This window comes from Mycobacterium sp. (assembly GCF_035653355.1).
Classification (GTDB): domain Bacteria; phylum Actinomycetota; class Actinomycetes; order Mycobacteriales; family Mycobacteriaceae; genus Mycobacterium.
The window spans coordinates 1-11,264 of sequence record NZ_DASRBZ010000321.1; the positions used below are offsets into that span (position 1 = coordinate 1).

Annotated in this window: 14 protein-coding genes; 4 read left to right on the plus strand and 10 right to left on the minus strand. The window is 63.6% G+C overall.

What is annotated here, in order from left to right:
- From VFA16_RS11195 to VFA16_RS11210, 4 genes are all read left to right on the plus strand, one after another.
- Positions 1-824 (plus strand): spirocyclase AveC family protein (locus VFA16_RS11195; RefSeq protein WP_324967871.1); only part of this gene is annotated, 824 nt, incomplete at its 5' end.
- A gap of 1 nt (position 825) precedes the next feature.
- On the plus strand, positions 826-1,644 hold the full coding sequence (locus VFA16_RS11200) for a CbbQ/NirQ/NorQ/GpvN family protein (RefSeq protein WP_324967872.1): 819 nt from the start codon (positions 826-828) through the stop codon (positions 1,642-1,644).
- Positions 1,641-3,320 (plus strand): nitric oxide reductase activation protein NorD, encoded by a 1,680-nt coding sequence (locus VFA16_RS11205; protein WP_324967873.1) that lies wholly within the window; start codon positions 1,641-1,643, stop codon positions 3,318-3,320. The genes VFA16_RS11200 and VFA16_RS11205 overlap by 4 nt, the downstream gene beginning before the upstream one ends.
- Before the next feature lie 3 nt (positions 3,321-3,323).
- On the plus strand, positions 3,324-4,313 hold the full coding sequence (locus tag VFA16_RS11210; RefSeq protein WP_324967874.1) for an NAD(P)-dependent oxidoreductase: 990 nt from the start codon (positions 3,324-3,326) through the stop codon (positions 4,311-4,313).
- Here the strand turns inward: VFA16_RS11210 and VFA16_RS11215 are convergent.
- From VFA16_RS11215 to VFA16_RS11260, 10 genes are all read right to left on the minus strand, one after another.
- Complete coding sequence (locus VFA16_RS11215; protein WP_324967875.1) at positions 4,305-4,619, minus strand: hypothetical protein; 315 nt, start codon at positions 4,617-4,619, stop codon at positions 4,305-4,307. The two genes, VFA16_RS11210 and VFA16_RS11215, sit on opposite strands and share 9 nt — an antisense overlap.
- 19 nt (positions 4,620-4,638) lie before the next feature.
- Positions 4,639-5,484: a TauD/TfdA family dioxygenase gene (locus tag VFA16_RS11220; protein ID WP_324967876.1), complete on the minus strand. Its 846-nt coding sequence runs from the start codon at positions 5,482-5,484 to the stop codon at positions 4,639-4,641.
- A gap of 14 nt (positions 5,485-5,498) precedes the next feature.
- Complete coding sequence (locus tag VFA16_RS11225) at positions 5,499-5,834, minus strand: hypothetical protein (RefSeq protein ID WP_324967877.1); 336 nt, start codon at positions 5,832-5,834, stop codon at positions 5,499-5,501.
- Positions 5,827-7,098 (minus strand): aromatic ring-hydroxylating dioxygenase subunit alpha, encoded by a 1,272-nt coding sequence (locus VFA16_RS11230; protein ID WP_324967878.1) that lies wholly within the window; start codon positions 7,096-7,098, stop codon positions 5,827-5,829. Before VFA16_RS11230 ends, VFA16_RS11225 begins: the two co-directional genes overlap by 8 nt.
- 12 nt (positions 7,099-7,110) lie before the next feature.
- Positions 7,111-7,857 (minus strand): SDR family NAD(P)-dependent oxidoreductase, encoded by a 747-nt coding sequence (locus VFA16_RS11235; RefSeq protein ID WP_324967879.1) that lies wholly within the window; start codon positions 7,855-7,857, stop codon positions 7,111-7,113.
- 14 nt (positions 7,858-7,871) lie between these two features.
- The gene (locus VFA16_RS11240; protein WP_324967880.1) at positions 7,872-8,900 is read right to left on the minus strand and encodes a ferredoxin--NADP reductase; all 1,029 of its coding nucleotides are present in this window, start codon (positions 8,898-8,900) and stop codon (positions 7,872-7,874) included.
- Positions 8,901-8,956: 56 nt separating this feature from the next.
- Positions 8,957-9,409, minus strand: coding sequence for a MarR family transcriptional regulator (locus tag VFA16_RS11245; RefSeq protein ID WP_324967881.1), 453 nt, complete (start codon positions 9,407-9,409; stop codon positions 8,957-8,959).
- A gap of 8 nt (positions 9,410-9,417) precedes the next feature.
- Positions 9,418-10,656 (minus strand): metal-dependent hydrolase family protein, encoded by a 1,239-nt coding sequence (locus tag VFA16_RS11250; protein ID WP_324967882.1) that lies wholly within the window; start codon positions 10,654-10,656, stop codon positions 9,418-9,420.
- On the minus strand, positions 10,653-10,982 hold the full coding sequence (locus VFA16_RS11255; protein ID WP_324967883.1) for a hypothetical protein: 330 nt from the start codon (positions 10,980-10,982) through the stop codon (positions 10,653-10,655). The genes VFA16_RS11250 and VFA16_RS11255 overlap by 4 nt, the downstream gene beginning before the upstream one ends.
- A gap of 4 nt (positions 10,983-10,986) precedes the next feature.
- The coding region (locus tag VFA16_RS11260) for an SRPBCC family protein (RefSeq protein ID WP_324967884.1) at positions 10,987-11,264 on the minus strand (278 nt) is incomplete at its 5' end.

Sequence of the window (11,264 nt, forward strand, 5' to 3'; positions counted from 1 at the left end):
CCTGCGGGCTCATATTTTTCCAAGACCCGCTCCTGAACTACTTCAACACGTGGAGCACGTACAACACCTGGATGTTCAACCGGGGATCGTGGGTGCAGAACATTCCTGGCTGGGTGTCGTTCGGGGAACCGGGCCGCATGATGGCCGAACCGCTCTTGATGAATGCGCCCGGTTACTCCTACGGAGTTCTGCTGTGCACGATTCTCGGGTGTTGGGTCATGCGCCGAGCCAAGTCGCGCTGGCCGAACATCAGCAACATCGGATTGATCGGCGTATTGATCGTATGGACGTTCTTCTTCGATCTCGTCATCGAAGGCTTGTTCCTAATGCCGATGGGGCTTTTCACCTACCCCGGCGCAATCAGAGCTCTCTCCGTCAATGCCGGCCACTACTACCAATGGCCGCTCTACGAAGGCCTGATGTGGGGAGGTGTGCAGGCGGGTCTGTGCGCTTTGCGCTACTTCACCGACGATCGCGGCCGCACATTCGTCGAACGAGGCCTGGAACGAGTCAAGGGCGGCTTTGCCAAGCAGCAATTCACACGATTTCTGGCGATCTTCGCGGCATGCAGCGCGTTCTTCTTCGTGTGCTACAACATTCCCGCGCAATGGTTCGCCATGCACCAGGACCCCTGGCCTCAAGACATCCTGAAGCGCTCGTATTTCCTGATGGGCATCTGCGGTGGCGGGACGGACCGGGCCTGTCCCGATCCTGCGCTACCTATCCCCAGCAAGCACTCCGGCTACATCAATCAGCATGGCCAGCTTGTCTTTCCACCAGGCGTGACACCTCCCAAGACCGTCCCGCTCGAGCGGGGGAAGTGAGATGTTGAACAGTCAACACTCTGCTGTTCTGTCTGCTTCCGAGGCGCCTTTCTATCGGCCGGTTGGCGATGAGGTCGAGGTTTTTCGCGCAGCGGCCCGCCGCGGCCTGCCAGTGCTGCTGAAGGGTCCCACCGGTTGCGGCAAAACGCGGTTCGTGGAGGCCATGGCCCATGAGCTTGGTCGGGAGCTGATCACAGTCGCGGGCCACGAAGACATGACGTCCGCGGACCTGGTGGGCCGGTTTTTGCTCAAAGGCGGAGAAACGGTCTGGGTGGACGGCCCGCTGACTCGAGCTGTGCGCGAGGGCGCCATCTGCTATCTGGACGAGGTGGTGGAAGCACGCCAGGACACGACCGTCGTCATTCATCCGCTCGCCGATCACCGCCGTGAGCTGCCGGTCGATCGGCTCGGCACGACATTGCCTGCGGCGCCCGGGTTTCAGCTCGTGATTTCCTACAATCCGGGCTACCAGAGCGTCCTGAAGAACATCAAGGAGTCGACCCGTCAGCGTTTCGTCGCGATCGAGCTCGGTTTCCCACCCGCCGACACTGAGACAGAGGTAGTTGCCCATGAAGCCGGCATCGATTCTGGAACCGCGGGTGTTTTGGTCAAGCTAGGTAACGCAATCCGCAACCTGGATGGCTCACCGCTGCGCGAAGTGTCCTCCACCCGGATGTTGATCCTGGCCGGCGGCTTGGTCGCGGAAGGGCTCAGCCTGCGCAGTGCTGTCCAGTCGGCCATCGTCCGGGTCCTCTCCGACGATCCGGATGTCGTCCGCGCCCTCGGTGAACTCGTCGACGCGGTCTTGCCCCGGCAGTGACCAGCCCCAACCGGTTTCGGCTGCTTGCCAGCTTCGTTGTCGGCAGGTCTGTTGAGGTTGCGGAGGCGCCCGCTGGCCAAGCTGCTCACACCGACGGCCAGGTGATATTCGTCTCGGCGGGCGGTTCTGTCGCCGAGCAGCGTCGCGAAATAATGGTCCAGAGCGCTCTGCTCGGTGCGGGAAGTCTGGACCAGCGATTGGTGAAGGCTCTGCGCGGACGCCCCGCGGTAGCGGGCCGCTACCTGGCACTCGAAGGTCGTCGAGTGCTCGCCGAGCTCGCCAGGCATATTCCACTTGCGGCTGAGATCCGCCCGGACAGCGAACCGAGTACCGCGACCGCCGACGAATCACTCGAAATCGCCAGAGGTCAAGCGGAAGTCGCCGAGGCGCCGGACTGGTTCGGTGTTATCAGACCCTCCCGATTGCTGGCGTCTTCGGCCGGGCCGGGTACGAAGGCCACCAACAACGAGCTTCACTTGAAGTTCGATCCCATCGACCTGCCCGAGGACGACGATGACGGTGATAAGGAGCCACCCCGGGAAAGCAAGATACTCAAGCTATTCGAGAACCCGCTCTTCAACTCACAGGCTCTCTCGGATTACTTCCGTAAGCTGTTCGGCAGCTCCCGGTCGCCCGGAGACGGCGCCGCCGGCGCGGAACTGCAGGTTCGCGCCATTAGACGGGCGCACGCGATCGGGGCGAATGCTCGGCCACTGCCCACACGGATCCATTTCACCGACGACGCAAAGCCGGGCGCTGCCGTCGGTGTACGGGGCGCTCTCTATCCGGAGTGGGACGTATACAACAACCGGTATCGGCCCGAATGGTGCCGGGTCATCGATTTTCCCCTGACAACGACCGCTGACGTCGCGGCGGCCGGTGTTCCGCACGACGAGGTGCTGCGGAGACGCCTGTCTCGGATCGGTCTCGGCCCCAAAGTTCTACGCGGCCGCCCCGATGGCGACGACCTCGACATCGAGGCGCTCATCGATTTGTTCATCGACCTGCGCTCGGGCTACTCCCCACCGGAACATGTCTTCTTAGAACGCCGCAAACTCGCCCGCAATCTCGGCGTCCTAATCTTGCTCGATGCCTCCGGCTCGGCCACCGACACCGACCCCGACGGCCTTGCCGTCCACGATCATCAGCGACGGGCGGCCGCCACACTGGCCGTCACCCTAGAAGAACTCGGCGATCGAGTCGCCGTCTACGCATTTCGGTCGCACGGCCGGCACGCCGTGCATCTGCTGGCGATCAAAGCTTTCGAGCAACGTTTCAGCGCTGTTGGGCGAGCACGGCTCAATCAGCTCCAACCATCGAGCTACACACGCCTCGGCGCCGGGATTCGTGGTGCGGGCGAAATTCTCAAGAACGAGGCCGGCACACCCAATCGGCTGCTGGTCGTCCTTTCGGATGGTTTTCCCTACGACGACGGCTACGAAGGCCGTTATGCGGAGGCCGACGCCCATAAGGCGCTCGAAGAGCTGCGCACCGACGGTGTTGCCTGCCTTTGTCTTTCGATCGGTGCAGGCACGGCCACCGATGCGCTCGAACGCGTCTTCGGTTCCGCCGGCTATGCTGGTGCCGCGAACCTGGCCGACTTGAGCCCGCAGATGGATGAATTATTCCTGTCCTCCCTGCGCGAACTCGCCGCGCCGAAACCATCGAAAGGTTGAGGCATGAAGGTGCTGGTGACAGGTGCCCTGGGCAACATCGGCCTTCCCACATTGGAGGCGTTGCTCGCAGAAGGCCACGACGTCGTCGCCTTCGACCTCGAGTCACGCAGGGCACGCAAACTCGCCTCTGGCTTCGACGCTCGAGTGCACTTTGTTTGGGGCGACATCACCCGCGCGGAATCGCTCCACTACGCATTGGACGGCGTGGACGCAGTGATCCATCTGGCGGCCATCATTCCTCCCTACGCAGACCGGGCGCCCGATCTGGCCCGCAGGGTAAACGTCGACGCTACGCGCAAACTGATCGCGGAGATGGAGACCTCGCCCACGGCCAAACGGCTGGTCTTCGCGTCGTCCCAGGGCATCTTCGGCGATGTCCAGGATCGCGAGCCGCCGCTCAGTGTCGACACGCCAGCCTCTCCGACGGACGAGTACGGGCGCCACAAAGTTGCGTGCGAGGAAGCGATCCGCCAGTCACGGCTGCGGTGGAGCATCCTGCGGCTTGCGGCGGTGACACCAATCCACTTGCAGGCTCAGGACCCCAGCATCATGTTCGAGTTCAGTCCAGACGCGCGATTCGAGTTCCTGCATCCCGCCGACGCCGGCACAGCATTCGCTCGCGCTGTGGCCTGTGAAGGGTCGATCGGGAAGACCCTCTACATAGCCGGCGGTCCCGACTGCCGCATGACCTACTACGACTTCGTCAACGCTCTGATGAATGCGATCGGAATCGGACCGCTTCCGATCGACGCTTTCGTGCGGACCAGCCCGCCTCGCTTTTTCGGCGACTGGGTGGACACCGAGGAGAGCCAACGCCTCCTTCAGTACCAGAAGCGAGGACTCAGCGAGCAACTGGAAGATATGAAAAAAGAATTCGGCATGCTGGTGCCGGTCATCCGTCTTGTGCGCCCACTCGCCAATTGGTTCGTCACCCGCAGCTCCGCTCACCTCAAGGAGAACCGACGCCGCGGTATTGGCGAGATGCTAGCGTGAAGTCGCGCTGATCAAGCTCAGATAGCGCAGCACCGGCGGCGGATCAGTTTGGACTGCAACAGGTTTAGACATCCTTCCGCTCTGCGCCGCGGCTTTGACGTTGGCCTTGGCGGTGTCGACGTCGGTGTCGATCTCGTAGAGCGTGATGAATGAGTCGCCGTTGTCCGTTGCCCATCGCCGTGCCGACATGAAGCCGTCGATCGTCAGCATCTCCGGGATGTGCGTCTGGTCATGCCAGGTGTGGTATTGGTCGGCGCGGTCGGGGGATACCGGCTTGGTTTCGACAAACAGAATGGATTTCGCCATAGCAGTGTCCTTTCGCGGGTCACTGGATAGGTTCGTCGCCGAGCACCGTGGTGCGCAACATCTCTCGCGGCGAAGCCGGGTCGTAGGGCGCAGCGCGGTGCAGCACGCCGCGGTTGTCCCAGATCACCGTGTCGCCGACCGACCAGCGGTGGCTATACACCATGTCGAGCACGGTGGCACGCTCGAGCAGCTCGGCCAGCAGCGCTCGGCCCGCATCGAGATCCATGCCTACGACGTAGTCAGCCGACGCACCCAGCACCAGCGACTTGCGGCCGTCGTTGTGCGTCCATACCAGCGGATGCTCGTGGGTAGGCCGCGCCCGCCAGCGCGCCAACTGCTCGGGCGTGGGATCGGGCGTGACGCGCCGCTGTGAAGCCTCCAGGGAGTGAACGACTTTCAGCGACGAGAACCGCTGCTTCTCGTCGTCGCTCAAGGCGTCGTAAGCCGCGTACGTGCTGGCGAACTCGGTTTCGCCGCCGCGTTCGGCGACCTGCACCGCCGACAGCACGGTGGCTTTCTGCGGGCATTCGTCGCCCATCGGAGTGCAGCCGTCGATGTGCCAGTCGAAGGTGGCGCGCAGATACGCCGCCGACGAGTTCTTCGACGGGTCCAACGTGATCGGATAGATGCCCGGCACCGGGTGATGGCCATCGGAGGAGTGGTCGACATCGCCCAGTCGCCGGCAAAACGCCACCTGCGCTTCGGGATTCAGATGCAGCTCGGGAAAGACCAGCACGCCGTTGTCCTCGAGCGCCTCGAGCACCGCTTCCGCGAGCACGTCGTCGGTGGCCAGCTGATCGGGGTCGATGCCGGTGACTTCGGCGCCCACGCTGTCGGTGAGTTTGTTGACGGTTAGCAGACTCATCGCGTGTCCTTTCATCACGGCACCGGCTCGCTGATGCGAGTCATGACGGCGTCGGCGGCGTCGGTGGGTCTTACCTGGTGCATGATCTCAACCGCCATCGCGACCATGATCAGCGAATAGATGAGGTGGAGCAGATTCAGCGCGTCGTCGGGCATGTCGTCCAGCGAGAACTTGTCGCAATACTCGATCGCCTCCTCCAACCGGGGAAAGAAAGCGTCGTAGAACTCCCGCATCTCGGCCATGCTGCTCGCCATCCGCTGGTCCCACCGTTCGGCTTCGGTCGGCAGGCACCACGTTTGTGCGTACGGCTCGAGTTCGGCAAAAACACTGGGCAGCAACGCGTTAGCCATGGCTAGCCCCCACCGGTGTGCGTTCGGCCTGATACTCGGCCACCCAGTCACCGACCGCCTTGTGTAAATGGCGTACCAGGATCTCCTGGTCGTTGAGCGGGAAGTCGTCGACGATGCCGGTTTCCAACGCGGCCTGGGTGCCGCCCAGCATGCCGGCGTCCTGCAGCGCAAACTCTTTGAGCACCACCGCGGCGACCTCGTGTTCGATCCGTTCGCGCACGCTGCCCGCTGGGTGGAAGTAGGTGAGCGCCTCGAACCGGTGGGTGTTGTGAGAGGTCGGCCAATACCGGTAAAGCAGGTACCAGCCGCCGTAGATGAGAATTTCGAGGTTCGGGAAGATCTGGAAGTTGCTGATACCCCACGGTTCGATCTCACCCGGATTGAGCCCCGCCGGCAGCTCACCTAAATCGGGGGTCCGCCATGGCCCAACCAGCCCACTGCGCGTCGCCCGTTCGATCGGATACATGTACTCCGGCGCCAGCAACCAGCGGCGGGTGCCTGCCGTGGACACCAGGCGGTGCGGCCCGTCGATCTGAAAGTGGGCGCATTCGAAACCGGCGTTGGGGTCCCGCACCTCGGGTGGAACCTGCTGCGGGTGCAGCGCCGGCACGTGGTAGTACTCCTGGAACGCGTCGGCGAAGATCTTCCAGTTGCTGTTGTTGTCGGCGACCCACTCGTAGCGTTCGGTCAGCTTGTCGAATGGGTAGTCGTCCAGCCCGGTGATCATCGGGCCGAGGAACTCCCGCAAAGTTTGCCGCGGCTCGGGATCAAAGTTGACGAAGATGAAGCCGTTCCAGATATCGCAGTGCACCGAACGCAGACCATAGTCTGCGCGGTCGAGTTCGAAGAACTCCGACTCCTGCTGCACGAACATCAACGCGCCGTCGAGGTCGTACCGCCAGCCGTGGTACTTGCAGGTGAACTGCCGACAGACCCCTTTGGTTTCCTGATCGGGAAAGTCGTTCCACACCAGCTTGTTTCCGCGATGCCGGCAGATGTTGTGGAACGCGCGGATCTCCTGGTCCTTGCCTTTGACCACGATGATCGACGTGCCGGCCGCTGCGATGTCCTTGGTGAAATAGCTGCCGACGCGGGGAAGTTCCTCCACGCGCCCAACGTTGAGCCAGGCGCGTTTGAAGATCGCCTCGCATTCCAGCGCGTAGAACTCCGGTGACGTGGAATCGCGGAATGAGATCGATCCGGTGCCCAACTCCGGATAGTGTTCGGTCCAACTACCTTCCGCTGGTTTAGGCCATCTCGCCATGTGAACCTCCTTTCACATCACGGCTCCGCCGTTGACGCCGAGCACTTGGCCGGTGATGAAGCCGGCTTCCTGGGAGCACAAAAAGCCCACCGCGGCGGCGATGTCGGCGCCACTGCCGAGGTGGCCCACCGGAATCCGGCTGGCCAGCGTCTCGTTGGACGGCAGGTGTCCCTCGGCTTGCGATTGGTGTTGCATCGGCGTTTCGATGCCCGACGGCGGGATGTTGTTGACGGTGATGCCAGCGGACGCATACTCGTGCGCCAGCGATTTGGTCAACGTGATCACCGCTCCCTTGGAGGCGGCGTAATGAGCCATGCCGGGGGAGCCGCGCTGGGCGCTCGACGACGAAATCATCACGATCCGGCCCCAACCCGCGGCCACCATGTCCGGTATCGCGACCTGGCAGCAGTGAAACGTGCCCGTGAGGTTCACGTCGATGATCCGCTGCCACGACTCGGGGGTGATCTCGGTGAACGGCGCGAAACCCACCATGCCGGCGCTGGTCACCAGAATGCCCACCGGGCCGAGTTCGCCGCGCACTTTGGCGAACGCTTCCTCGACCGCGCGCCGGTCGGTTACATCCACCTCGGCGGCCAAAGCGGTGACGCCGTCGGCGCGCAGCTCGTCGGAAACACGCTGTGCTGCCTGGCCATTGATGTCGAGAACAGCAAGCTTGTGGCCACGGCGGCCCAGCTCGTGACAGATAGCCTCGCCCATACCGGACGCGCCGCCGGTCACCACCGCCACCCGATCAGTCATGCGCTGCACACCACTCACTCGTAGACCACCCGCACGGTGCGACTGGTCGGCATGGATTGACAGGTCAGCACCCAGCCTTCGGCGACTTCGTCCTCGGTGAGCGCGTCGTTGTTGATCATCCGTACACTGCCCTCCACCAGTCGCGCCATACATGTTCCACACGAACCGGTTTCACACGACGACGGCGGTTGCAGGCCAGCCAGGCGGGCTGTCTGCAGCACGGTGTTGCCCGCCCGATACGGCACCACCGTGGTGCGGCGGTCCATCCGGATCGTCACTTCCTCGGTCACCGTCACTGCGGAGAGCGCTACGTCCACAACGTCGAACCGCTCCAGATGGATTCGGTCTGGTGGCGCCCCGGTTTCGAGCATGGTGGCTTCCACGGTGTCCATGAACTCTCGTGGCCCGCAGATGTAGTAGTCGGCGTCACGGGCGTCGGCGACAAACGCCTTGATCTCATCGGGTTGCACTACGCCGCTGTCGTCATCGAGATGGTGCACGACGACAAGTCGATCCGGGTGCTGCTCTGCCAGGCGCTCCAGCGTGTCGGCGAAGATCACCGACTCGCGTGTGCGATTGGCGTAGAACAGCCGCACCCGCCGGGTTGTTGCGGCAAGAGCCGAGCGGATCAGGGAGAACACCGGGGTGATCCCGCTGCCGCCGGCGAATGCGACCAGCTCGCGATCGGAATCGCCGAGCAAGAAGCGGCCCTCCGGCGGTGCAGCGTAGATTTCGTCGCCCGGGGTGGCGGTGTCGTTGAGCCAGTTCGACACCACACCACCCGGGTCGCGTTTGACGGTGATGCGCAGATCCTCGGCGACCACCGGGGACGACGACATCGAATAGCAGCGCCGGTGTTCCTGGCCGTCCACGTGCACACGCAAGGTGAGGAACTGGCCGGGCTGGTAATGGAACTGCTGCGAAAACGGTTCCGGCACATCGAGAATCAGCGAGACAGCGTCAGCGGTCTCGCGAACCACCCGTTTGATGCGAAGCGGGGCGAACCCGTCGCAGCGCGGGGCGCCGTTCACCGTCTGTTCCATCGTCGAGCAGAGTATCAAGTACTTGCGATATGTATCAAGTACTTGATGCGTGTGCTTCATGGGTTGCCCTGGTCCCTGAACAGCGGATTGCCAGTGCCTTCCTCGACTACCCGGGCGAGCAGATCGTGCAGCAGCTGTCGTTCGTCGGCGTCCAGCACACCGAACACCCGCTCATGGGCGGCCAGCGCATCGGCGAGCACCGCGGAGACCACCGCGCGGCCCTGGTCGGTGAGATAGGCCTGCAGGATCCGCCCGTGCTGAGGATCCTGCTTGCGCTCGACGAGGCCGCGGCGCTCAAGTGCGGTGATCGCCAACTGCACGCCCTGCGGGCTGATCATCAGCCGGCGGGCCAACTCAGCGCCGGACAGGCCGGGCTCGTTGGCCAACTGGCGCATCAGACCGATCTGGGCGGTGGTCACCCCGTGGCTGCTGATCGCGTCGTTGACCGTTTTCAGTGAGAAGTGGAAGGCCTGCTTGAGCAGCCACAGGATGTTGTCGGTGAGTTCCATGCGCTGTCCTAGGGACGCTTGTAAACGTGGCCGTCTTTCATCACGAACCGCACGTCGAGGGTGGTAGCGATGTCGTCCGACGGGTCGCCGGGGACGGCGATGATGTCGGCGAGGTAACCGGGGGCCAGCCGGCCCAGTTCGTGGTCGGCTTCGATGAGCTCGGCGCTGGTGACTGTCGCTGCGCGAATCGCCTGCATCGGCGTCATGCCCCGATCCACCAGCGCGCACAGTTCCTTGGCGTTCTGGCCGTGCGGGACCGCCGGAGCGTCGGTGCCGCAGGCGATCCGCACCCCGGCGGCAATCGCCTTGGGCAGCATGGCTTTTGCTTGTGGGAACACCTCGGCTGCCTTCTTGCGCAGCTCAGGTGCCACGCGGTCGACAGCCATCGCGTCGGTCAGATACGTCGTGGAGACCAGGAAGGTGCCGTGGTCGACCATCATCTGGATGGTGTCATCGGTGGCGAGGAAACCGTGTTCGATGCAGTCGATTCCGGCTTTGATGCAGGCGCGGATCGCGCTGTCGCCGATGGCATGGGCGGCCACCCGGATCCCGGCGCGGTGGGCCTCGTCGGCTATCGCCGCGAACTCCTCATCGGAGTACTGCTGCGAACCCGGCGACGTGCTGTGCGACATCACGCCACCGGACGCCGACACCTTGATCACCTTGGCGCCGTGGCGGATCTGGTAACGCACACAGGCGCGTACATCGGGCACCCCGTTGGCGATGCCTTCGGCCACCGACAGCGGCATGATGCCCGGCGCCAGCCGCTGGAACACGGTGGGATCCAGATGCCCACCGTAGGGTGTGACGGCATGTCCGGCCGGCACGATCCGGGGACCGATGTGCCAACCCTGGTCGATCGCGCGCTGCAGCGCCACGTCGAGCAGATATCCGCCGGTCTTGACCATCAGGCCCAGATTGCGCACCGTGGTGAAACCCGCCTCGAGCGTGGTGCGGGCGTTCACCGCCCCGCGAAGGGTGCGATACGCCGGGTCGTCCTGCACGCCGTGCAGGGGGCTCGGTAGTCCTTCCGGTCCACCCGGGCCACCGATGAGCAGGTTCAGTTCCATGTCCATCAGTCCCGGCAGCAGCGTCACATCGCCGAGGTCGATCGCAGTAGCCGAGTCTTGCGGTGTTTCAGGGGGATTAACTGCTGCGATCCGGTCCCCGTCGACCACGACCACCGCCGGTGATCGGACCTCCTCGGAGTCGACGTCCGCCCAGCGGGCGGCCCGCAGCACGATCACGGCACCGGTTCGCTAACGCAGTCCAAGGTTGATGCACCCGAATCTGGGATACGGGGCTGCTTCCAGCACTCGATCGGGAAGGACACCATGATCATCGAATAGAGCAGGTGCATCAGGTTCAGGACGTCTTCGGGCAGGTCGTCGAGGCTGAACTTGTCGCAGTAGGCCAGCGCGTCTTCCGCCCGCGGGGTGATCGCGTCGTAGAAGGCTTGCATCTCGGCCATCGAGCTGGCGAGCCGCTTCTGGTAGCGCTGCGGCTCGGTGGGCAGGCACCAGTCGGAAAATGGCTCCAGGTCGGCGAATTCGGGCGGCAGTTTCGCGGTCATCAAATCAGACCCCCACGGTCTTGCGCTGGTACTCGTCGACCCAGTTTGCCGTCTCTTTGTGCAGGTGCCGGATCAGCACCTCCTGGTCGTTGAGGAGGAACTTGTCAATCGCACGCGTTTGGATCATCGACTGGGTGGCCTCCAGGGTGTTGGCGTCCTGCATGCCGTATTCCTTGAACGTCACCGCCGCCAGCTCCTGAGCGACGCGCTCGCGTGGAGTGCGCGGCGGCGGGAAATACAGTGTGCCTTCGAAGATGTGGTTGTTGTACGAGGTGGGCCAGT